At 30.3% G+C, this 23,338-nt stretch carries 19 protein-coding genes and 1 pseudogene; 9 read left to right on the top strand and 11 right to left on the bottom strand.

Annotation, left to right across the window (positions count from 1 at the left end):
- The 5 genes and pseudogenes from HMPREF1864_RS08820 to HMPREF1864_RS06805 form a co-directional block, all read right to left on the bottom strand.
- Positions 1-167 (bottom strand): annotated as a pseudogene (locus tag HMPREF1864_RS08820) (plasmid mobilization relaxosome protein MobC); the annotation flags it as partial.
- Between the two features lie 348 nt (positions 168-515).
- The gene (locus tag HMPREF1864_RS06820) at positions 516-1,355 is read right to left on the bottom strand and encodes a KilA-N domain-containing protein (RefSeq protein WP_062572063.1); all 840 of its coding nucleotides are present in this window, start codon (positions 1,353-1,355) and stop codon (positions 516-518) included.
- A 423-nt stretch (positions 1,356-1,778) separates the two neighbouring features.
- On the bottom strand, positions 1,779-1,988 hold the full coding sequence (locus HMPREF1864_RS06815) for a helix-turn-helix domain-containing protein (protein WP_062572062.1): 210 nt from the start codon (positions 1,986-1,988) through the stop codon (positions 1,779-1,781).
- An 11-nt stretch (positions 1,989-1,999) separates the two neighbouring features.
- Entirely contained in the window at positions 2,000-4,807 is a 2,808-nt protein-coding gene (locus HMPREF1864_RS06810) for a DEAD/DEAH box helicase (RefSeq protein WP_197415083.1), read from the bottom strand.
- A gap of 176 nt (positions 4,808-4,983) precedes the next feature.
- Positions 4,984-6,117: an HAD family hydrolase gene (locus HMPREF1864_RS06805; RefSeq protein ID WP_062572060.1), complete on the bottom strand. Its 1,134-nt coding sequence runs from the start codon at positions 6,115-6,117 to the stop codon at positions 4,984-4,986.
- 441 nt (positions 6,118-6,558) lie between these two features.
- On the opposite strand from HMPREF1864_RS06805, the gene HMPREF1864_RS06800 reads away from it, so the two are divergent.
- On the top strand, positions 6,559-7,539 hold the full coding sequence (locus tag HMPREF1864_RS06800; RefSeq protein ID WP_062572059.1) for a DNA cytosine methyltransferase: 981 nt from the start codon (positions 6,559-6,561) through the stop codon (positions 7,537-7,539).
- Complete coding sequence (locus HMPREF1864_RS06795; RefSeq protein WP_062572058.1) at positions 7,532-8,302, top strand: PDDEXK family nuclease; 771 nt, start codon at positions 7,532-7,534, stop codon at positions 8,300-8,302. The genes HMPREF1864_RS06800 and HMPREF1864_RS06795 overlap by 8 nt, the downstream gene beginning before the upstream one ends.
- A 278-nt stretch (positions 8,303-8,580) precedes the next feature.
- On the opposite strand, the gene HMPREF1864_RS06785 is transcribed toward HMPREF1864_RS06795, so the two are convergent.
- On the bottom strand, positions 8,581-9,594 hold the full coding sequence (locus tag HMPREF1864_RS06785) for a DNA cytosine methyltransferase (protein WP_062572056.1): 1,014 nt from the start codon (positions 9,592-9,594) through the stop codon (positions 8,581-8,583).
- Positions 9,595-9,748: 154 nt separating this feature from the next.
- Here HMPREF1864_RS06785 and HMPREF1864_RS06780 point away from each other — a divergent pair, with 154 nt between their 5' ends.
- The 4 genes from HMPREF1864_RS06780 to HMPREF1864_RS06765 are packed head-to-tail and all read left to right on the top strand — an operon-like array spanning position 9,749 to position 13,176.
- Positions 9,749-9,952: a helix-turn-helix domain-containing protein gene (locus tag HMPREF1864_RS06780; RefSeq protein WP_035516820.1), complete on the top strand. Its 204-nt coding sequence runs from the start codon at positions 9,749-9,751 to the stop codon at positions 9,950-9,952.
- A gap of 29 nt (positions 9,953-9,981) precedes the next feature.
- Positions 9,982-11,400 (top strand): Eco57I restriction-modification methylase domain-containing protein, encoded by a 1,419-nt coding sequence (locus tag HMPREF1864_RS06775; RefSeq protein WP_062572096.1) that lies wholly within the window; start codon positions 9,982-9,984, stop codon positions 11,398-11,400.
- Positions 11,401-11,402: 2 nt separating this feature from the next.
- A complete protein-coding gene (locus HMPREF1864_RS06770; protein WP_062572055.1) occupies positions 11,403-12,509 on the top strand; it encodes a DUF262 domain-containing protein in 1,107 nt (368 codons plus the stop codon).
- Positions 12,499-13,176, top strand: coding sequence for an MAE_28990/MAE_18760 family HEPN-like nuclease (locus HMPREF1864_RS06765; RefSeq protein WP_062572054.1), 678 nt, complete (start codon positions 12,499-12,501; stop codon positions 13,174-13,176). The genes HMPREF1864_RS06770 and HMPREF1864_RS06765 overlap by 11 nt, the downstream gene beginning before the upstream one ends.
- Before the next feature lie 298 nt (positions 13,177-13,474).
- Here the strand turns inward: HMPREF1864_RS06765 and HMPREF1864_RS06760 are convergent, their stop codons facing one another.
- The 4 genes from HMPREF1864_RS06760 to HMPREF1864_RS06745 all read right to left on the bottom strand — a co-directional run bounded on the left by HMPREF1864_RS06760 (position 13,475) and on the right by HMPREF1864_RS06745 (position 16,749).
- Positions 13,475-14,926 carry a VapE domain-containing protein gene (locus HMPREF1864_RS06760; RefSeq protein ID WP_062572053.1) on the bottom strand — a complete coding sequence of 484 codons (1,452 nt, stop codon included), beginning with the start codon at positions 14,924-14,926 and terminating at the stop codon, positions 13,475-13,477.
- 147 nt (positions 14,927-15,073) lie between these two features.
- Positions 15,074-15,436: a plasmid mobilization protein gene (locus tag HMPREF1864_RS06755; RefSeq protein WP_062572052.1), complete on the bottom strand. Its 363-nt coding sequence runs from the start codon at positions 15,434-15,436 to the stop codon at positions 15,074-15,076.
- Positions 15,429-16,553 carry a site-specific integrase gene (locus HMPREF1864_RS06750; RefSeq protein ID WP_062572051.1) on the bottom strand — a complete coding sequence of 375 codons (1,125 nt, stop codon included), beginning with the start codon at positions 16,551-16,553 and terminating at the stop codon, positions 15,429-15,431. Before HMPREF1864_RS06750 ends, HMPREF1864_RS06755 begins: the two co-directional genes overlap by 8 nt.
- A 1-nt stretch (position 16,554) precedes the next feature.
- A complete protein-coding gene (locus tag HMPREF1864_RS06745; RefSeq protein WP_004835545.1) occupies positions 16,555-16,749 on the bottom strand; it encodes a hypothetical protein in 195 nt (64 codons plus the stop codon).
- 261 nt (positions 16,750-17,010) lie between these two features.
- Between HMPREF1864_RS06745 and HMPREF1864_RS06740 the strand changes: the two genes are divergently transcribed.
- Both HMPREF1864_RS06740 and HMPREF1864_RS06735 read left to right on the top strand, forming a co-directional pair.
- Positions 17,011-17,442 (top strand): helix-turn-helix domain-containing protein, encoded by a 432-nt coding sequence (locus HMPREF1864_RS06740; protein WP_062572050.1) that lies wholly within the window; start codon positions 17,011-17,013, stop codon positions 17,440-17,442.
- A gap of 11 nt (positions 17,443-17,453) precedes the next feature.
- Entirely contained in the window at positions 17,454-18,401 is a 948-nt protein-coding gene (locus tag HMPREF1864_RS06735) for a HEPN/Toprim-associated domain-containing protein (RefSeq protein ID WP_062572049.1), read from the top strand.
- A gap of 426 nt (positions 18,402-18,827) precedes the next feature.
- Here the strand turns inward: HMPREF1864_RS06735 and guaA are convergent, their stop codons facing one another.
- Positions 18,828-20,348, bottom strand: coding sequence for a glutamine-hydrolyzing GMP synthase (gene guaA / locus HMPREF1864_RS06725; protein ID WP_062572047.1), 1,521 nt, complete (start codon positions 20,346-20,348; stop codon positions 18,828-18,830).
- A gap of 215 nt (positions 20,349-20,563) precedes the next feature.
- Here guaA and secA point away from each other — a divergent pair, with 215 nt between their 5' ends.
- Positions 20,564-23,302, top strand: a complete 2,739-nt coding sequence (gene secA, locus HMPREF1864_RS06720; RefSeq protein WP_062572046.1) for a preprotein translocase subunit SecA — start codon at positions 20,564-20,566, stop codon at positions 23,300-23,302.
- Positions 23,303-23,338 lie beyond the last annotated feature (36 nt).

Below are 23,338 nucleotides of genomic sequence, written 5' to 3'. Positions count from 1 at the left end.
AGAAGTAGGGAATGGATCTGCCATATTTCTTTTGCCAATTTTTCTATTTCTTTATTCATTGAATCAATTTCTTTTTTGTAAATAACACCAGTTGTATTAGTTGCTTTTGCAATCTAGTTTATATTATTTGTTGCATTTGAAATTAACCATTGTAGATTTCTAAATAAATTAATCCTCATAATATATACGCAAAAAAGACCACAGCTTGAAACTACGGTCTAATTTTTCGCCCAAATGTAAACCACTTGGAACTATTATTTTAATTATTCTTTTTTACTTCCAGTACCATTTGAGTACCAGTAGCCATTTTTCATTCTCCTTATAGCTTGTAATTAAGCCATTTTAGAAATTTTTGCGATTATTCCCACTCTTCTTTTCCAAACGTCAGATATATCCCAAACCATTCAAAATACTAGATTCTATTTTTTCTAATATCACCAAATCCACCTAATTATAGGACGTTTTCAAATTTTTAGTCCCGTTCCAGTCCCAGTACCGGAGAAAAATTTATAATTTTACTTAGAAAGTTTTTTAATATCTAATTGGTTTAATTTCTCTAAAGATATAAGTTGTGTCTTTGCAAGATTTCTAAGTTCAATCATTCTTTCTTTTTGCTTCATCCCTTTTTCTATTAATATTGCATTATAGGATTCCATATTAGCAAGTACTAATAGTTCATTAAGACTTGCATAGTCCCTCATGTTTCCTTTTAAGTCAGGATTTTCTTCACGCCACTGTTTTGCTCTTTTATTAAAGAGTGCCACATTAAGCATATCTGCTTCACTTGCATATTTAAATGATAACTGTTCATCTGTAAGGTCTTTTAATAAATGCTCTTTAATGGCATCTGTATGAATCTTATAATTGATTTTAGATATTTCTCTATGCAGATTCCAAGATAATGATAATTTTGAATTTTCATCTTCTTTAAGTCTTTGATAATCTTTAATTATATAAAGTTCAAATTCTGCAGATATCCATGAAGCAAATTTAAAAGCTATATCTTTATGAGCATATGTACCACCATATCTACCCAACTTTACGAATAGACCTACTGCATTAGTTGTTTTCTGCCACTTTTGAGGTGATAAAGTAAAAGCGTTACTACCAGCCTCTTTTAAATACCCCTCGAATTCGAGGGGGTTAAAATCTGGATTATTTAACTGCTCCCAAATACCAAGATATTCTATTGTGTTATAGTTTCGCATCCAATTTGAAACAACTACATTGGGTTCTTCCTTGTTTTTGTATTTTGCTATATCAGTAAGACTTATATAATCATTTTTAAAATCTTCAGTATAAACCTCAATATCAAAGCCTTTAGCAGAAATTTTTTCTTTTTTAATTTTTGACAATATACCCCCTCCTTATTCTAGCTTAATCTTTATTACTTGTATTATAAAATAAAAAATGGTCCGAGCACCGTATGCTTCCTGACCTAATCTTAGGGATAAATTATATATCCCAAATCACTGATTTTTAAATACTATAAGAAACTTCTTACCCATTATATATATATATAATTTTCTACTTTTATTTTATACGCTATTTTTCGGGTAAAACTCCCAAATAGGGGAGTTTTAATCCTACTCAATAATTACAACATTATATTTGTTTCTTATTTTCATAAAACAGTATCTATTTAGTTTCTATTCTTAAGTGTTTTATACCTATTTTTTATAGTTTTTGAGTTTTTTAGTATCAAAATAGTATAAACAGTGATACTGTTATTCTACAGCAAAACAAATAATTTATTTATAATACATATACTCTGTATATCATATAACTTTTTCAAATTCTACAATCTCTGAAATATCACAGTCTAATGTGTTACAAATCCTAAGCAAAACATCTGTAGTTACATTTTGCCCATTCTTTATTTTGTAGAATGTACTTTTACTCACATTTCCCTTTTCCATAAGTTCATTGTTTGTCATATATAAATCTATTAGTTTTTTAAACAAATTTTTATATGAAAACTTTCTTATTTTTATCTCCTTTACTCGCTTCCAATTACCAGTAATTCTTGGACTTTACCCGTATTTTTTATAAATGCTGTTGCAGCAGAAAGTATAGTTCCAATTTTATCGGGAATTTGAAGAGACTTACTGATTGCAGGTTGTACAACATATACTTTTACTTGCAATACTTTCGGTCCTTGCAATATTTTTTTTAAGGTTTTAAATTCTCCCCTAATAAATTTCTCGCTACTTGCTCTTAATACCCTTTCATTAATTTTATTAAGAAGCATCGTCTTAGAGGAAACCCAAATAGTACTTTTTATTGCCTGCTGAGTTACTTCATACACATCCCCTACTGACGAATTATATTTTCTTCCTTTCTTTGCTTTACAATGGTACATTTCCACATAAATGAAATCTCCATTTCCTTCAATAGTAATAAAGTCCGCAATTTCACCTGTTCCATGATCAAATATGATATGTGAAAACTTGGATTCTTTTTCTAAGTAATTTCTAAGTCCATCTTGAATAGAAATCATTCCACCAGTTCCAGTTCCACATTCTAAGCTTGTATCAACTTTCATATCCTCCCATTTCAACGCACAAATACGATTTGAATTATATTTTTCCAATTCTAAATTTCCTTTTAAGACTTCGTTTCCACAATAAATAGTGTCATCAGCTGTCTTGAAGGAAAGAGGATTAATAGAAAAATATTCTGACAAAGAATATTCTTCTTTTCCATTTTTACAAATAAATACTTCCTTTTCTGAACTATAATTTCCAATTAAATTACAATTTAAAACTTCACTTTTATCAAATAGCTCCACTTTAAATTTAATGTTGTTCTTATTTACCTCTACAATTTTAAATGAGACATCGGTTATTAACGCCTTTTCGTCTAGATTTTCTCTGTAAGCTATGGTACAAGGAGATATATATGATTTCTTATCCAAGAAGCAAAATAGTATATCTTTTTTATATTCTGAAATCCTAACGGGAATTGGTAATTTGTCATAATTTGTATTTGTTTTTACTTTTAATTTATCGTTAGAAATTTTTTCTCCGAATAAATCGCACCACTTAATATATTCAGGAATAGAAAAGTAGGAGCTACTCCAAAATTTTGAACCACTACTATAACCAATTGTGCTTTCATAACCATCTTTTTTAACTTTACAAAATGCATGACCAGCAGAAAGCATTTTACCTGTTGTTTCGTCGATTGATGAAGCAGTATTTGAGCCAGCGTAAATTCTATATGATTCTCCGCTTTCTGAATATCTATTCTGCATTCCTGTATTGAAAAATTCATAATCAGAAAACTCTGCCAGTACTCTATTCATTTCATTTCTTGAAATCTTGTCATAATGTTCTACAAAAGATTTTACTATTGATTCATAGACAGATTCTGTTTTATTTTGTGAATATATAAATAGTAACTTGGTTCTTGGTTGGTAATGGACAATATATAAACAAAACTCATTATTTAATACACTATCCCCAGCTAGCCATAATGGTTTACTACTTATCTTTGAGATTCCTACGATTGAATTCGTTTCTTCACTTCTATATATATTTTCTCCAACTTTTAATTCTTGTGGAAAACTTCCATATATATCAAAACTTGAAACTTTATATACTTTTGCATGGCAATTAGGTCGAACATTATTAAGAGATATTGATTCATCCTGTTCTTCGGGTTTTGTAAAATTATTCAAAACTTCATTAGCTTCTAAATCTCCCTCAATTTTTTTCTCTGACATATTTATTATCATATCTTGCCATACGACATCACTTGAATATAATTTGTGATTTTCAATTTTAAGCTTATCATCATTAATGGCAATAAATTTTGCGGTACCTATTTTTTCAGCATTAGTTCTTGCAAAACGACCGATGAATTGTAGAGTACTTGCAAGAGATTTATGTGGTTCATGAATTGCCGCAATTTTTAAATTTGGAAAATCGAATCCTTCGCCCAACATATCTACACAAATCACACCATCAAGTTCTTTTTTCTTAAGCAACATTATGGTTTTTTCAATAGTTCTTGTAGACATCGTACTATCAATTCGTTTCAGTTTTAATTTTGTAATATTTTCATATAATTTTTCTAATCCTTTTGCTTTATCTTTAGTATCAGTTCTTATCATCAAAAAATGATCATATCCACTTTCTCTATCATTAAGTAGAATTCTTTCTGCCTCTAAAGCAATTCTTTTATCTTTTTCAGGACCTTCATCTATTGGACTAAACATAATTTCACCAAATATTCCGTCCTTATATGCTCTAGATAGTGGATAATTATAAACTGTTTTACCTTTTATTTCTTTTTTGTCTAATCTGAATGGAGTAGCTGTGACAAGTAAAGATGGAATATTTATCATATTTTTTAATATTCGTTGCCAAGTTGGTGCAGGAACATGATGTGCTTCATCAATAATGATATAGTCAAAGACATTTTTTATCTGCGCCTCCGAAATGGATGCAGCCACGTGATGAGTAGCTACAACTACATCAGCTTTTAAAATGTCATCATCTACATTAATTCTATACAGATGTTTAGCTTCATATATCTTTGGAGCATTAGTATCTTTTGAAAACACTCCCACATATTTTAACGTTTTTAAACTTGCATAGTCGTTTGCAATTTGACTCCTAACCATAGCACTAGGAGTTACAATTAAGACTTTTGTTTTTTTTAGAATATATGGTGCCATCATAACAACTGTCGTTTTACCTGAGCCTGTGGGCATAACAATAACAGCGGAATCTTTTGAATTAAGTGTTGAATATGAAGCAATCGCATGTATTGCTCCTATTTGAGCATTTCTAAGTCCCAATTCTTTTTCCTCTGCAATTGGGAACCTTAAATTTTCATATAAATCGCTAAAATAACTGATTATAATCACCTACAAATTAAATTTTAGTTTAGCTTGATTAATCTATTTGTATTATATATTAATTATTTCATAATTTTTTTAACATACAATAAAAATTGGAATATTAAAAAATTATCTTATCTTTTTATAATATCTTTTATTTCTTGTGAAAAAGTGCTAGTTGATTTTGCACACATATCTTCATAAAAAGTTTTCACATCGTGATCCTTAAGAATATATCTAACCTGATTATTAGCTAAAGCAATTTTTAATATTCTTTCAATTTGTTGACTTTCCCAAGTGTCTATAAGACTCATTTTTTTAATTATTTCATGGGTTTTAGAAAATGATGGGCTTTCGCTTAATTGGTCTATTAAATCTTCCTTTTTGATATAATCCTCATCTTTGTATGTTCTTTCGATCTTCATTTCTCTTAGACATTCTTCATTTTTTCTCTCTAAGATTTCATTAGCAGCTGTTCTATCTATAATATTTTTTACTAATATTTCTAATTCTGATCCTTCAGTGTAATCGGCTTCTGTAAAATATTTTATCCTGTTTTCTTCTATCATCTTAAAAACTTTATTTTTTGAATCTTTTCCGTGGACACCAATGGAGTAGCCGCCATTTGTGTATACAAGTTTCATACATGGTATATCTGTATCGCTGTCGCCAATATAGACCATATTTCTGAAGGGAACTCGGTACTCATCTTCTTTAAAATAATCATTTACCTTCGTATCGTTAATATCAAGAGCACCTTTTTTTATTCTAAAGAGAAATTGGGTCTTACTCGTATAGTTTATACATTGTGCTGGCCAGACAGCGACGCCATCGGCATCGTAATAAAATGAACTTGCGTATATCTTTTTAAATTGGCTTGCTATTTTAGTTCCTTCAATCATTTCTTTTAAGCCTGATGAAATTATATAATGTTCAACTTGAATGCCTTTTTCTTTTCCATAGTTATTTATTCTGTCAAACCATTGGTCGACACCTGGGAATAATTCAACGCTTGCTCCATATTTTAAAAGAGTTTCCTTGTTGAAAACATGTCTACCTCTGGAATCTTTGGTCATCTTGTACATCCACGCCAAATTTTGATCCATATCATTGTCTTCTGCTAATTTATTAGATTCGCTCCAAAATTCGTCCACGTTCTGTCCTAAGGACTGTATAAATCCTTGAGCTTGCATATCATCTGGTGTAAGTGTCTTATCGAAGTCATAGCAAATTGCTAAAATTATATCTTTTTCTTTTTTATAATCCATGACTTTTACTCCTTATAAATCTATTTAGTTTTTTAAAACTGGACTACAAAGCTATTTTAACTAATTATATCACGATTTTTAGTAATTATACAAAAATTAAATACGATAAATACTTAAATAATAAAAAGTGATGCTACAAAAATTAATTTGTGGCATCACTTAAAATTTTCTATTTATAATTTTTATTCCCATTTTTCTTTTCCAAACGTCCGATATATCCCAAACCATTCAAAATACTAGATTCTATTTTTTCTTATACAACTAAATCCACCTAATTATAGGACATTTTCAAATTTTTAGTCCCGTCCCAGTCCCAGTACCGGAAAAAATTATAAACTTTACTTAAAAGGCGTCAGATTTCTATTTGTTGAATTTTAACTGCCTGGAATTAAACATTTAGAGCTGATATAATCTAAGTAATAACTTATAGGAGGTGCTTTTGTGCAAATAAAGACATTTTTTGACTTTTGCTCTGGAATAGGAGGAGGACGATTAGGTCTTGAAAATTGTGGATTGGAATGTGTAGGATCATCAGATACCAGTAGGTTAGCGAATACAACATACGACCTTTTATTTCCTAATAAAAAAGATATAAATTACGGTGATTTGAAAAAAATAAATCCAAAATCTCTTCCTAATTACGATCTTTTGATAGCAGGGTTTCCATGTCAAAGCTTTTCTGTAATAGGTAGACAACAGGGAACAAAAGATCCTAGAGGACAGATAATTTACTATCTAATGAACATAATAGAAGAAAACAAGCCTAAGGTTTTTATTTTAGAAAATGTAAAAGGTCTAATTAGCCATGACAATGGGAAAACTTTTAAAGAAATAACGAAAGCTTTATCTGATATTGGATATGATGTTTTTTATAAAGTTTTGAATAGTATTGATTATGGAGTGCCTCACATGAGACAAAGGATATTCATCGTAGGATTCCGTGGAGATCTTCATGTTCAGAAAAATGACTTTAAATGGCCTTTAACAAAACCTCGTGTAAATATTGCGGACTTCTTGTTTCCTGAAAATAATGAAATGCCAATAGAGGAAAAACGATGGTTCTACTATGATTATTTAAATAATGCTAAGAACAAAGGTAAATTTGATATCCACGAGATACTAAAGCAAGACAATTTAATAGTGGATACTCGCATGTCAGATTTGAGACTATATGTAAATAGAATGCCTACATTAAGAGCCCATAGAGACGGTATTTACTATGTAAGAAATAAAAAAATGTATTATTTAACTGGAGCAGAAGCCCTTCTATTCCAAGGATTTAATAAAAATCATTTGGCTAGAGTAAAAGATAAGGTAACTAATAGACATTTATTAATGCAAGCTGGAAATGCTATGACCGCAAATGTTGTTGAAGAAATAGGAAAATCAATATTAACTACTTTAGGAGGAATAAATGGATAATTGGAAAATTTTCGAACTAGATTGTACTGATTATTTAAACAAAGAATATGGTGAAAACTTTACACACCTAGGTTTCAGCGATTCAACTGTGAGTGATATCAAATATGAAAATAATTCAAAATTATTTTATATAGAAGCAAAAATGCCATCTGCACAAAGTGGTCAATTTGTTCTCTTACCAGATTATGAGAAGAAAGAGTTTATATTTTCTACAAGAAATAAGACAAAACAAAATGAAAACACTGATTTTATAATTCAGTATATGAATAAAAATTTTGAAAGATATGCAAACGCTGGAACCACTGGTGAAGATATAGAGATAGATCAAAGAATTTTTAATTCATGGATAGTAAATACTTATAAGGAGAAGATGGTTAAATTTTTTATCACAAAAGGAAACAATTATATTATATTTCCAATAGAAAAATACGGTGAATATTTTTCTATAACAGCAAAATATAGAATTAAAAAAAGTGGTTCATCTAAAGTTCCTAAAAGCAGTCAGAAAGATGTTTTAGAAAAAATCAAATCAATGAGCATTAAATTCAAACTATTAGATGACTTCGAAATAGAATCTATCCAGGATCTTAATAAAATGAAATTCAAAGTATTGGATTCTGATTATATGTTTAGCCGTAAGAAAGATAATGTTTATAGAATAAGAAAACTTTCTAACACTAGAAATGCTAATGTTATTTTCAGTATTCAGCTTCTTAAAGAACAAGACTCCGCAGATTTAAAAAATTTTATAAGTAACCTATAAATATTTAAAGTACCTAGATATCTGATTCTAGGTACTTTAAATATTTATTTAGAGATGACTTGTAATTCGAAATTTCAGGCTTATTAATCGGAAGATTAGTATTTCTTAACACATTATTTTTATTATCCTTATCTCTACTAAGTAAGTTCAATAACCCTTTACAAAGATCTAAGTTATATTGTTCATCAATATTTGTGTGCATATCAGAATATAAAATTTCTTTATCAATTCTTTTTAATCTACTAACTATATCAGAGGTTGTTTTCTTGTTATGACCTTTAGATAATAGCCAGTTGCTGAATCCCACTATATTCATAATTTAAAGCATCTCCTATTTGTTTTGTTATAAGTTGGAGTACATCAATAACGACAGAGTTTCCAAGTTGTTTATATGCTTGATTATTATTAGGATTTAATTTAAAACTATCAGGAAATCCCATTATTCGAGCACATTCTCTAGGGTGTAATCTTCTAGTTTTGCCATTAATTAAATATCCTCCCGTTTTAGCAAATACTCCTCCTCCATATGCAGATAAGGTTATAGCTATTCCTTTAGGTGAGTATATTCTTTCACCTTGTCCACCTTTTCCAACAGTTCCTACTCTGATTGTCGATGTAGAGTTGTAATTGATATCAATTTTTTCATTAAGTCTTAAATCTTCACGATCAACAATCAAGCTATTAACTTCATCATCGCTTATTAGAAGAAAATCTTCGACAAATTTATTTAACTTAAATGGTCTAGGAAATGTGAAAACTTCTCTATTTATATCATTCCTAAAACATATCATATATATTCTCTCACGCTTTTGTGGAACTCCATAATCAACAGGATTAAGAACGCTATATTGAAAACTGTAACCCAACTCATTCATAGTATTTCTTACTACATTAAGAGTTTTCCCACCGTCATGTGTTGCAAAATTTTTTACATTTTCAAGAAACACTACCATCGGTCTTTTTTCTTTTACAATTCTTGCTACATCAAAAAACAATGTTCCTCTGCTGTCTTCAAATCCTTGTTGCTTTCCACTAATAGAAAATGCTTGGCATGGAAATCCAGCACATAAAATGTCATGATCAGGAATGTTTTTTTCATCTACTTGTGTTATATCGCCTTCGGGAACATCGCCAAAATTCATTTTATAGGTCTCTTGAGCATATTTATCCCACTCATTCGAATAAACGCATTGTGCTCCAAATGATTCCAATGCAATTCTAAAACCTCCAATACCAGCAAATAAATCTATGAATTTATATCCTTTTAATGATTTTTCTTCAACTTTAATCATATAAACCTCCACCAAATAGCGCAGTGCGCTTATATTAATTACAGTATATAGTCTATTGTTTGAAATGTCAATAGTTTTAGTTGTAAAGACGCATAAATATATGATATAATGTACTATAGTATTGATTTATAAATTAATGTTCGGAGGATAAATAATGAAATTTAGCTACAAAAAGCTTTGGAAATTACTAATAGACCGAGATATAAAACACAATGAATTAATAGAGAAAACAGGGATTAGTAGAAGTACATTTTATAAGTTAAAAAGAGATGAGAACGTAACTACTGATATTTTATTAAAAATATGCATATTTCTTGATTGCGACATATCTGACATCATGGAAATAACAAATAATTAAATGAATAGAAAGGATAATTAGGGTTGTATATGATTGATAAAAAATGTCAAGTTTTTACACCAATAGACATAGTAAATAAAATGCTTGATGAAGTTGGGTATACTAAAAATTTATATGGTAAAAAATTTTTAGAAAATTCTTGTGGTGATGGAAGGATTCTTTGCGAGGCAATTAAAAGATATATACATGATTGCAAAAGTTTTGATATGAGCGATAACGTAATCATATCTGGTATAGAATCTGATTTCACAGGTGTTGAATATAATTTTGATAACTATAAAAAATGTGTAGATAGCATAACTTCATTATTACATTCATATGGTTATTATAATGTAAATTTAAATATTCTGAATTCAGATTTTTTGAACTTAGAAATTAATGAAAAGTTCGATTATATTGTAGGCAATCCGCCTTACATTTCTTATGCAAATATTGATATTAAAAATAGAGAATTTATTAGAAAAAATTTTGATTCATGTAAAAAAGGCAAATTTGATTATTGCTACCCCTTTATTGAAAAGAGTTTGAAACTATTATCTAAAAATGGGGAAATAGCTTATCTTATTCCCACAAATATATATAAAAATGTTTTTGGCAAAGAATTAAGAGAAATTATCAAAGATCCTGTTTATAAAATTCTTGACTACACAAAGGAAAAAATTTTTAAAAATGTCTTGACATCTTCATCGATAATATTTTGTAAAAATAGTCCTGGTTCTTTTCCAAGTATAGACTATCAAGATATAGGAAATAATTATCACGTTGTTATTGATAAGAAGAATTTAGGTGAAAAATGGATTTTTACAAATGAAACAAAGAAGAAAGGTATATTGTTTTCAGATTATTACTTAGCTGCTACAAGTGTTGCAACATTATTGAATGAAGCATTTATTATAAAAGAATATGAAGAAAATAGTAGCCATATAATAGCCGATGGAGTTTTTATTGAAAAAGATTTAATAAAGCCAGCCGCAAGCCCCAAAGATTTAAAAGTCGGATTAAGTAGCAAAATAATATTTCCTTATTTTTATAATGATAATAAACTACAAAGAATAGATGAAAAAACACTTATTGAAAATTACCCTGGAGCATATTCTCATCTAAGTAAATATAGGGATAAGTTAAATAAAAGAAATTCTGATAAATCGAGTAAATGGTATGAGTTTGGTCGATCACAGGTGCTTAATAATTTAAACCAAAAAAAATTACTACTATCATTCATAGTAACAAATAAAATAAAAATTTATCATCTTAATGAAGAAGATATTCCTTATTCAGGAATCTATATAATTCCAAAAAAAGATAAAAATCTTAACTTTGCAAAAATGATTTTGGAAAGTAAAGATTTTTTAAACTATGTCAAAGAAATAGGTATTAATGTTAGTGGGTCTTCGTTAAGAATAACAGCAAATGATATAAAAAATTTTGATATAAGTAAATGGAGGTAGAAATGAGTTTACAAAAAGAAATTAACGAACGTTCAAGTAAAATATTTAGAGATTCATATCAAATGTCAATTGGAGAATTAATTAATATATACAAAGACGAAGAGATGGATATACACCCAGAATTTCAAAGAGTCTTTAGATGGAGTGAATTTCAAAAAACCAGATTAATTGAATCAATAATGTTAAATATTCCAATCCCTTCAATTTTTGTAAGCCAAAATGATGAAGGGATATGGGACGTTATAGATGGAGTACAAAGATTATCTACTATTTTTCAATTTGTAGGTATATTTAAAGATGATGAAGGTAAACTTTACGAACCATTAATTCTTCAAAAAACTGATTACCTCCCATCTTTTGAGGGTATGATGTGGACAAATTCAGACCCAGAAAAATCTTTTACAAAAGAGCAACAGCTTGCATTTAAAAGATCAAGAATTGATGTAATAATTGTAAAAAAAGAAAGTGACCCTAACACAAAGTATGAATTATTTCAAAGATTAAATACTGGGGGATCGAAATTATCTGATCAAGAAGTAAGAAATTGCTTAATGATAATGACAAATAGAGAATTTTATTTTTTTATTAATGAATTATCTACTAACGAGGATTTCAATGAATGTATACCTATTACAGATAGGAAAGAAGATGAGCAATTTAAATTAGAATTAATATTAAGATTACTAATATCATCAAATAGTAATACAAATGATTTTTCAAAATATGATGATTTAAAAGAACTCTTAGATAGAGAGACAATATCGCTAATTGAACATACAAAAAACGACAGTTATGAATCAATCAAATATAAATTTAATAAGACATTTAAATTGTTAAATGACACTTTAGGTGAAGATTCATTTAAAAAATATTCAGATTCTAAACATAAAGGAGCTTTTTTAGTCTCTGCTTTCCAAGGCATTGCCACAGGTGTATATTTTAACATTAATAAAATTGAAAATATAGATAAAGAGTTGTTATCCAAAAAAATTAAAAATTTTTATGAAAAAGATGAATATATAAATAGTACCAAGAAAGGTGCAAGAGCTGTTCCGAGATTTATAGAACTAACTGAATTTGGAAAAGAGTATTTTAGTCATGAAGATTAAAAATTTAGAAGAATTGGAAGATAGAATTGATGATGAGATAGCTTGGCGAAAAAAAGAACTTATCTCAATAAAAAATGATGTTGGGTCGTCAGAAAATAAGGATATAAGTGAACAATCGAGATTAATCAGATCTGGGATAGCAATGTTATATGCACATTGGGAGGGGGCAATTAAATCATTAGCAGAATACTATCTTATATATGTATCTAGCTTGAACTTAAGGTATTGTGAACTTAAAAATAATTTTTTAGCTATTGATATGAAAGAATCATTAAATAAATATGCAGAAACAAAAAAAGCTTCAGTCCACAATAAATTTTTACATGATTTATACGAAAAACAAAATCAGCCCTCTAAAATACCTTATAAAAATATAATAAAAACAAATAGCAACCTAAAAATGGATATTCTAAAAGAAATTACAGAAACAATTGGATTGGATTCTAGTCCATATGAACTAAAAAAAATGCTAATAGATCAACGTTTACTAGGTAATAGAAATCAAATTGCTCATGGTCAAAGACTAGAAAAACTTGAAGGGATTTCTAATATATCAGATTTTTTAGAACTACATGAAGCGGTATATGAATTAATAGAATTATTTGCAAATAATATTAAAACCGCCGCACAAAACGAAGATTATAAATCTAATAAAAGTGGGTTTTAGGGTTTCCCTAACAAGGTAAAAATTAAGAAATGGAGCATTCCGTAAAGGTCTGCTCCATTGATTTTTTCGTAAGTGTCCGTACACTTACTGTGCTTGCTATTACTAACAAGTCTTTAATTTGATTTTCCATAATTTTTCAAATAGGAATTAATAGGTGTAACTGTAACTTATAAAATAAAAACTTCCAAAATTAGGCGAGCTTGTTTTAAGAGTCTGCGACAACTCCTTATTATCAAGCCATTAATTTATGTAATCCTAATTTAAGAAGATTTATAACGATTGGTTACAGGTTACAAAGTTACATTTGTATCTTTACTTGATTTGCTGTATCTATTTTTAATTGATTTTCTTTTTGCCATTCTTCTGGCAACAAATTCTTGTCAACTTCTATAAAGTCAGTTTCATTTTCTTCTTTCTTTTCATAATATAGTTTTACTGGAATTGAGACTCCACTTGGTGATATTCTCTTGGTCTTTGATGACCTAACTGGAATCCACTCTTGAAAATAATTATCCATAATTTCTGAAAAGGATTTTGATTTTATTTGGTAGCCTTGCATGGTTAGTTCTTTGAAACAAGTTATATTTGGATCTGCACTTTTTGGCTTATATTCTTCTAAGAAATACCTTATATCTTCCACATCTGGGTTTAGATATTTGAATTTTTCTTGTTCCTTATACAAGTCTTTTAAAAGATTTTTTGGTATAGTCCATGCGTGAGTTTTGTTTTTAAAGATTTCATATCCCAAGGCTAAAGCCTGATTAAAATCCTCTCTTATGCTAGATATATATTCTTTGTCTGAAAGTTTTTCTTTATTATTTTTATTTGGAAATATAGTCCTTGCTCTTTTATTCGGGTTACATTCAACAGGTAAATATCTTCTTTCTCCAGTATGGTCATTAAGAAAAGTTCTTTCGTTTAATGTACCTATGAAGATGCAAGTTCTAGGCACATCTGTTGCATATTTTTCATAGGGTATTCTTATCCTATCACTTAATTTTGATAAAAAAGATTTAGCTTCATTAGCTGATTTTGCATTTCTTAAAGCGACAAATTCTTCTATTTCGACAACAGTTTTACCCATAAGATTCATGACAGCATCTTTGCCTTGAATGTTTTCTATTGTACAAAACCAATCATCTGTTATGGACAAGTATCTTGCAAAAGTCGATTTGCCTATACCTTGTCCCCCAACTAAAACAATCATCTCATCGAACTTAGATCCTGGATTAAAAATTCTTTTTATCATGCCCAAAATCATATGTTCCATTATCCAATTATTAAGCTCTGTATCATCTGCTCCCAAATATTTTGGTAAAAGTTTTCTAATGGCATTTTTATCTCCATTCCATTTTAAATTTTGAAGATATTGCTTTGGCGGACTCACTTCATACTGATGAGCTACAAAACGAATAGCTTCCCACATTTTATTGGCGTTATAATTAATTCCAAAATGTTTTTCTATCTCTAAGCCTAATCTATTGTTTAAAGAATCATCCCAAAGTCGTATTTGATTTTCCTTTATATTTCTTTCTCCGATAATTTTCCCCTGGAATTTTATTTCATTGGTAAATTTATCAAAGAATATTTGTCCATCAATGATTTTTTGGTTTTGACAATATTTTGGATTTAAAATAGCAGTTACAATATTACCAGTAATTTGTCTAACCGTCCCTTTATCCGTAGTTTGCAAGTCTAAAAAGGCGTAAGTCTGATCTATTTCTGGGAATTTTAATTTAATATCTGTCATAAGACTCACTCCTTTTCTTTTTACAAGTAACTAATCTCTTCAATTTTTTATATTTGTTTTCCATTTTATCCTCCTGTCTGGTATAAATAAGACTCCTGTGGTAAAATGAACTTGTCTAGAGAACACTTCTCACAGGAGTGTATGCCTTTACTCTTTGTAGTAGGGGCTTTTTTCTTTTTTGATTTCTTCATATATTTCTAAAACATAGATTAAAATATCAGCTTCATCGTCATTTAGTTTCCCAAACTTTTTAATAACTTTTGCTAATTGAAATATTTCCTTAGCTATATTATCAGAAAGTCTGTAATCACTTACTAACTTAATTTCATGATTTAATAGCATTTGCAGAAAATAATCTTGCTTTTTTAGTCCACTTATTTCAATCTTTTTGTTTATTAGATCATATTCTTCTTCAGATACTCTAAAGTTTAAAATGCGATTTCTTTTTCTATTTCTCTCTTTATTTCTAATTTTTTGTGAAATTTCATCTAATGAATGTCTTCTAAACATCTTTCTCGTCCTCTTCTAATAAATCTTTCCAATCATTTGCCGTATTATTTCTTATTTGCGTTAAAGACAGAGCCATTTCTTTTTGCTTGCTAGGGAAGAGATGAGCATACCTATAGGTGATGTCAATCGATTCATGTCCAACCCTATCAGCTATTGCAGTTGCAGAAAATCCTAGTTCAATCAAAAGCGAAACGTGAGAATGTCTTAAATCATGTATTCTAATTCTCTTTACTTTCGATTTCTTAGATCCCCTATCCATTTCATGGTGTAGGTAGCTCTTAGAGAAATTAAATAATAAGTCTTTTGGTTTTATCTTATAAAAACTATCAATATATTCTTTGATCTCATCATTTAGAAATTCAGGCATAACTATTGTCCTTATGCTTTTTTTAGTCTTAGGAGCAGTTATTACATTTTTCCCATCAATCCTTTGTAAAGATTCATCAATTTTTAATGTATGTCTTTCAAAATCAAATTTCTCTTTTGTTAAGGCTAATAATTCTCCCATCCTAAGACCACACCAATATAAAAGTTCAAAGGCATAGAATGATTCAGGTTTATCTTTAATAGCTTCTATAAATCTTTCATATTCATCTTGTGTCCAAAATAGCATTTCGTCTGCTTCTTTTTGTCCCATAGACCCAACATCACGAGCAACGTTAGTTTTTAAATTGTAGTACCTACAAGCATGATTTAAGATACTAGATAACTGGGCATGGATAGTTCTCAAATAGGTAGGAGAGTAATTCCTCCCATTCTTATCCTTAATCTTCATAAGCTCATTTTGCCATTGAATTATGGTTACATTACTTATCTCATTAAGCATTAGATCCCCTATATAGGGAAGTATTTTTTGATTAACAATTGCTTCTTTTGTCCTCCAAGTATTTTCTCTTATTCTTGGTTTTCTATCCCTCTTGTAAAGTTCAAAAAACTCCCTAAAGCTCATCTCAATCGATTCAGAATGTTGATTTAAAAATTCTTGTTCCCATTTTAAAGCTTCTTTTTTCGTTGAAAATCCACGTTTTTTCTTGGTTAATTTTTCTCCTTTCCAGTTGGTATAATAAAACCTGCAATACCAAGTTTTATTTCCACTTTCATCTCTGTATGCTGGCACTTTAAACCTCCTTTGTATTTGTTGGTTTATAGCAATACTTTTCCATAAAGTATTCTCTATTTACCTTTCCTCTTTGTACACGATAGCCTAATTTAAGTAGGTCTTGATTCATATCGTTTATTATTTGATATGCAGTTGTCCTACTTACATCAAGAAATTCTTGTACATCTTTTGCATTCATAAAAATACCTTTCATAATGTCCTCCTTTTATAGTTTGTAAGGTTCTACATCCACAAAAGGGCGAGCATTAATTTGTATGTCTTACAATTTCCGTTCATTATCGAACGGTATGTATATATAATAACAGTTCATATTTGTTCTGTCAAGTTTTTTCTATTTATTTTTTCCTAAAATATTCAGTTGTTTGCAGATATTTGTAACAGAACAGTTTTGTTGAGCTTTTGTTCGTTTTGTGATAAACTATTTATAGTTATTGTGAAATAAGGAGGAGTAAGTTTGATTTCTGGAGAAAAATTAAAAAAGTTAAGACTTATGAGAAACTTAACTCAAAAAGAACTTGCCATTAAGTCTGGATTGACAGATGCTGCTATAAGAAATTACGAACTTGGAAATAGATCTCCAAGTAAAGAACAATTACAAAAAATATCTGATGCACTTGATTGTGATATATCAGCATTGATTGATCATGAACCTAATTCTATTTTTGAAATAATGCATATAATATTTGATTATGAAAAAGACATGAAATTTAGACCCTTAGCAGGTGATGGAGAAATTACAGGACTCTTATCAAATGATGTAGATTTCAATAATTTTCTTATAGAATGGAATGAGATGAGAAAAAAGCATTACAACGATGAGATAACAGACGAAGAATTTGAAGATTGGAAGTTATCTTACCCTAAAAAATCAAGATTTTTAAAATAAGAGGTACTTTTATGGGTTCTATGATTACATTAGGAATAGGAAAAATGGAGCTTGATTGGGGTAAAAATAATGTGTTTAATAACCACTCTTGCTTATTCCAAAAAGAAGACATAAAAATAGTTCCTTATTACTATTCTGATGACGAAATCGAATATAAAAAAGGTTTTTCAAAAAATATCATGTCTGTAAAGAGAAGACTAGATTTGTTAGGATATAGTTTGCACGAGATTGAAGAGTTATATAACGAAGAATTGGCAATGTTCAAACAACAACTCAGTTCCTCTATACCGATAAATTTTCATAATTTTTACAATACAGTGATAAAAATTGATATTAAGAATATAAATATGACATCTGAAGAATATGATTTTGACTATGATTTAGGTGAGTATGTCAGAAAATGTGTTATACAGGAGATTAAAGAGTTATCTACTTTCCCAAATTATGATGCTTACGATACTGGATACTTTTTTGAAAATTTAGATCCATATATTACATTAAGAATTCTGAGTGAAAATACAAATAATCATGATCTAGATGTAATTTGGAGATTCCAAGATATAGTTGAAAATGGATGGATCTTAGAAGAAGATATTATCCCAAAACTAACTACACAAGAAAAAATACTTATTGTAACAGAAGGTAGTTCTGATACAGAAATTATTAAAAAATGTATTAAACTACTTTACAGTGATATTGCAGATTTCTTTGATTTTATAGATATGGAGCAAAATTATCCTTTTACAGGAACAGGTAATTTGAAGAATTTTGTTAAAGGATTATCCAAAATAAATATTTTAAATAACATTTTAGTTATTTTAGATAATGATACAGCTGGTAAATCTGTTTATAATGATATTAAAGGAATTGATTTGCCAAATAACCTAAAGGTTATAACTCTGCCTAATTATAAAGATTTTGATAATTTTAAATGCAAGGGCCCCAGGGAGATTCTATAGAAAATATAAATGGAAAAGCAGTTTCTATAGAATGTTTTTTAGATCATAGTTCAATAGACGATGAAATTTATGTTAGATGGACTGGATTTAACGACAAGTTAATGCAATATCAAGGAAATATTGAGCCAAAAAATTTACTTATCAAATCATTTCATCAATTCTATAAAAAAGAATATGATTTTACTAAATTAAAATATCTTGTTGATTATATATTAGAAAGTTGGATTTCCATATAAATTAATTTTCGTAATATGTACTCAAAAAGACCGTAGCTTGAAACTACGGTCTAATTTTTTGTCCAAATGTAAACCACTTGGAACTATTATTCAATTTATTCTTTTTTACAAATGTTCCCATTTTGATCCCAGTTACAGTTTTCAATCTTCTGTAACCATTGAATTTACAGGTTTTTTTGTTTTTTTGCTACTATTCCCATTCAATGGTAGCTGGGGGCTTTGATGTTATGTCGTAGACTATTCTATTGATGTGGTCCACTTCGTTTACTATTCTTGTTGACACCTTATCTAAGATTTCCCAAGGGATTCTTGTGAAGTCGGCTGTCATGAAGTCTGTTGTTGATACTGCACGAAGGGCTAGTGTGTAGTCGTAGGTTCTAAAGTCGCCCATTACTCCTACTGTTCTGTTGTTTGTTAGGACTGCGAAGTATTGATTGATGTCTTTTAGTTTTGCTTTTTCTAATTCGTCTCTAAAGATTTTGTCTGCGTCACGAAGTATGTCGAGTTTTTCTTTTGTGATTTCGCCCATGACTCTTATGGCTAGTCCTGGTCCAGGGAAGGGTTGTCTATCTACTAAGTAGTCTGCGAGTCCTAGCTCTCTTCCAAGGTCACGTACTTCGTCTTTAAATAACATGCGGAGTGGTTCAATGATTTCTTTGAAGTCTACGAAGTCAGGTAGTCCGCCAACGTTGTGGTGGGATTTTATTACTGCTGAGTCGCCTAGTCCTGATTCAATTACGTCTGGGTAAATTGTTCCTTGTGCTAGGAAGTCTACTGCTTTTATTTTTTGTCCTTCTTCTTCAAAGACTCTTATGAATTCTTCGCCGATGATTTTTCTTTTTCTTTCTGGGTCTGTTACTCCTGCTAGTTTATTTAAAAATCTTTCTTCTGCGTCTACTCTTATGAAGTGCATGCCGGAGTCTTTAAAGGCATCTTCTACTTCGTCACCTTCGTTCTTTCTCATTAGACCGTGGTCTACAAAGATGCATGTTAGCTTTTCGCCAACTGCTTTTGATAGTAGGGCTGCTGTTACTGATGAGTCAACTCCACCTGATAGGGCAAGGAGGACTTTCCCGTCGCCAACTTTTTCTTTTATTTCTTTAATGGATTTTTTTGCATAGTTTTCCATTGTCCAATCTTTTTTTGCTCCACAGATTTTTACTGCAAAGTTTTCTAACATTTCTTTGCCGTGGACTGAGTGGTTTACTTCTGGATGGAATTGTAGGGCATAAAGTTTTTTGTCTACATTTGCCATGCCTGCGATTGGACAGTTTTTGCTTTTTGCTATTACTTCAAAGTCTTCTGGAACTTGGCTCACTCTATCTACGTGACTCATCCAAACTGTTTCTTCTTTTGATAGGTTTTCAAAGATAAGTGATTCTTTTGTTTCGATTTCTGTTTTTCCAAATTCTCTTTCATTGGGTGCTTTTATTACTTCACCACCAAGTGTGTGTGCCATTATTTGCATTCCGTAGCAAAGTCCAAGGACTGGTATGCCTTTGTCGAAGATTTCTTTTTCTATTTGTGGTGCGCCTTCTTCATAGACTGAGTTAGGTCCACCTGTAAATATTATTCCTTCTACATTGTTTCTATTTTCTAATTCTTTTAAGGCCTTGTTGTAGGGTACAACTTCGCAGTAAATGTTTAGATCTCTTATTCGTCTTGCTATTAACTGGTTGTATTGGCCGCCAAAGTCAACTACTAGTATCATATTAACCTCCTCTTCATTTAGTCCATTTTATAATAAATTTTTAATTTTGTATAGTTTCACCTAAAGAGATTAGATTTAAATTAAGTAATTAGCCTATTTATATTGACATTGAATATTAGTAACTCTATAATTTATAGAGATATATTGAACGGGATTTTATTGTAAAATATGCCATTTAATGATAGAATAATACGTCAAGTAAAAGGAGTGGTAAAATGGGTTTAATGGAAAAGATTTTTGGTACCTACAGTGATAGGGAACTGAAAAAAATCGAGCCCCTTGTAAATAAAGTTATGAGTCTTGAAGGCGAGATGGAAAAACTTTCTGATACTGAGCTTAAAGACAAAACTGAAGAATTTAAGAATAGAATTAAGAATGGTGAAACAACTGATGACTTACTTCCAGAAGCTTTTGCTGTTGTAAGAGAAGCTGCTTGGAGAGTCCTAGGTATGAAGCACTTTAGGGTTCAAGTTATTGGTGGTATTGTTCTTCACCAAGGTAGAATCGCTGAAATGAAAACTGGTGAAGGTAAGACACTTGTTGCTACACTACCAGCTTACTTAAATGCCCTTGAAGGCAAGGGTACTCACATTGTTACTGTCAATGACTACTTAGCTAGCCGTGATAGGGACTGGATGGGTAAGGTCTATGAATTCCTAGGTCTTAGTGTTGGATGTATTATCCACGATATGGATCAAAAGGAAAGACAAGTTGCTTATAATGCTGATATCACTTATGGTACTAACAACGAATTTGGTTTCGACTACCTAAGAGATAATATGGTTATATATAAGGAAGAAATGGTTCAAAGAGGACTTCACTTCTGTATCGTCGACGAAGTTGACTCTATTTTAATTGATGAAGCGAGAACACCTCTTATTATTTCTGGTCAAGGCGATGAATCTATTGACTTATATGTTAGAGCTAGAGATTTTGTCAATACCCTTAGCCACAGAATTAAGTCTCAAGATGAAATTGATCTTGAAAGATTTAACAGGGAATTCGAAGAAGAAACTGTTGACTATGTAATTGATGAAAAAGATAAGACTGCAACTCTTACTGATAAGGGTATTACTAAGGCTGAAAAGTATTTTGGAATTGAAAACTTATCTGATGCAGCAAATATGGAATTATCTCACCACATTAACCAAGCCCTTAAGGCAGCAGGTACAATGCACAGAGACATTGACTATGTTGTAAAAGATGGCGAAGTTATTATTGTTGATGAATTTACAGGCCGTTTAATGTACGGTAGAAGATACTCTGAAGGTCTACACCAAGCAATTGAAGCAAAAGAAGGACTAGAAGTAAGAGCTGAATCAAAGACTCTTGCAACAATTACCTTCCAAAACTACTTCAGAATGTATGACAAGCTTTCTGGTATGACAGGTACTGCTATGACAGAAGAAGGCGAATTCAGAGATATTTATAATATTGACGTTGTTGAAATCCCTACAAATAAACCTGTACAAAGGGAAGACGACAATGACCACATCTATATTAATGAAGATGCAAAATTTAAGGCAGTTACAAGAGAAATTGCTGAAGCACATGAAAAGGGACAACCAGTCCTAGTTGGTACTGTATCAATTGACAAGTCTGAAAAACTTTCTAAATATTTAAAACGTGCAGGCATTAAGCACAACGTCTTAAATGCCAAAAATCACGAACAAGAATCTGAAATAGTTGCCCAAGCAGGTCGTTTTGGTCAAGTTACTATTGCAACAAATATGGCTGGTCGTGGTACCGATATTGTACTTGGTGGTAACCCAGAATATCTTGCTAAGAAAGAACTTAAAAAACAAGGTATGGAAGAAGAAATGCTTGAATATGCAGATTCATACTTTAAGACAGATAATCCAGAAATCTTAAAGGCAAGAGAAGACTATCAAGCTCTTGTTAAAAAGTTCAAAGTTGAAACAGACAAGGAAGCTGAAGAAGTTAAAAAAGTTGGCGGACTTAGAATAATTGGTACAGAAAGACACGAATCAAGACGTATCGACAACCAATTACGTGGCCGTTCAGGACGTCAAGGAGACCCAGGTTCTTCAAGATTTTATATTTCTGCTGATGATGACCTAATCAGACTATTCGCAGGAGATAGATTTAAGGATACAATGCTTAAACTTGATCCAGCAGAAGATGAACCAATTGAACACAAGATTCTTACAAGATTAATTGAATCAGCTCAAAGAAAAGTAGAAGGCAACAACTTTAGTATTCGTAAGAACGTCCTTAAATATGATGACGTTATGAATAAGCAAAGAGAAGTAATCTACGCAGAAAGAAGAAGAGTTCTTGAAGGTGAAAACCTAAGAGATGATATCATAGCAATGAGAAATGATGTAATCGACAAGGCAATTGACTTCTACAACAAGCTAGATGACAACAACAAGAATTATCTTGACTTTGAAGCAATAAGAAACTTCGGTGTAGCTACATTTGACTTTGAAGAAGACTTCTTAAAGAAACTTGAAAATCCAACAGTAGATTCACTAAAGGCTTACTTCAAAGAACTTGCTGATGCAAAATACCTTGAAAAAGAAGAAGAATTCGGCGAAGAAAAATTCAGAGAAATTGAAAGAGTTGCCCTTCTTCAAAATGTTGACCAAAAGTGGATGGACCACATCGACGCAATGGATCAATTAAGAAAGGGAATTGGACTTCGTGCAGTTGGTCAAACTGACCCAGTAAGAGCCTACGCAGAAGAAGGTTTTGATATGTTCGAAGCTATGAATGAATCAATAAAAGAAGATACAGTTAAGATGCTTTACCACGTAGTTAACCCTGAAAGAGTACAAAGAGTTAGGGTGGCAAAGGAAGTTGAAACTGTAAATCCAGATGATGGAAAACAAAAACCTTTCGTTAGAAAAGAAAAAAAGGTTGGAAGAAATGATCCATGTCCATGCGGAAGTGGAAAGAAATATAAAAACTGTCACGGAAGATTTGAATAAGATATAATTAAAGTGACCTAAAATATTTTAGGTCAC

It is taken from the genome of Peptoniphilus sp. DNF00840, assembly GCF_001553125.1.
In the GTDB taxonomy this organism is placed as follows: domain Bacteria; phylum Bacillota; class Clostridia; order Tissierellales; family Peptoniphilaceae; genus Peptoniphilus_A; species Peptoniphilus_A vaginalis.
The sequence above is the reverse complement of the archived record's forward strand: the minus strand, read 5'-3'. Positions and strand labels throughout refer to the sequence as shown.

Bases quoted from the DNA above. Each gene is read 5' to 3' on its own strand.
- HMPREF1864_RS06745 (WP_004835545.1), bottom strand. From the start codon at position 16,749: ATGAAAGGTATTTTTATGAATGCAAAAGATGTACAAGAATTTCTTGAT.
- guaA (WP_062572047.1), bottom strand. From the start codon at position 20,348: ATGATACTAGTAGTTGACTTTGGCGGCCAATACAACCAGTTAATAGCA.
- HMPREF1864_RS06780 (WP_035516820.1), top strand. From the start codon at position 9,749: ATGAAATTTAGCTACAAAAAGCTTTGGAAATTACTAATAGACCGAGAT.
- HMPREF1864_RS06755 (WP_062572052.1), bottom strand. From the start codon at position 15,436: ATGTTTAGAAGACATTCATTAGATGAAATTTCACAAAAAATTAGAAAT.
- HMPREF1864_RS06805 (WP_062572060.1), bottom strand. From the start codon at position 6,117: ATGGATTATAAAAAAGAAAAAGATATAATTTTAGCAATTTGCTATGAC.
- HMPREF1864_RS06760 (WP_062572053.1), bottom strand. From the start codon at position 14,926: ATGACAGATATTAAATTAAAATTCCCAGAAATAGATCAGACTTACGCC.
- HMPREF1864_RS06770 (WP_062572055.1), top strand. From the start codon at position 11,403: ATGAGTTTACAAAAAGAAATTAACGAACGTTCAAGTAAAATATTTAGA.
- HMPREF1864_RS06765 (WP_062572054.1), top strand. From the start codon at position 12,499: ATGAAGATTAAAAATTTAGAAGAATTGGAAGATAGAATTGATGATGAG.
- HMPREF1864_RS06785 (WP_062572056.1), bottom strand. From the start codon at position 9,594: ATGATTAAAGTTGAAGAAAAATCATTAAAAGGATATAAATTCATAGAT.
- secA (WP_062572046.1), top strand. From the start codon at position 20,564: ATGGGTTTAATGGAAAAGATTTTTGGTACCTACAGTGATAGGGAACTG.
- HMPREF1864_RS06735 (WP_062572049.1), top strand. From the start codon at position 17,454: ATGGGTTCTATGATTACATTAGGAATAGGAAAAATGGAGCTTGATTGG.
- HMPREF1864_RS06795 (WP_062572058.1), top strand. From the start codon at position 7,532: ATGGATAATTGGAAAATTTTCGAACTAGATTGTACTGATTATTTAAAC.
- HMPREF1864_RS06775 (WP_062572096.1), top strand. From the start codon at position 9,982: ATGATTGATAAAAAATGTCAAGTTTTTACACCAATAGACATAGTAAAT.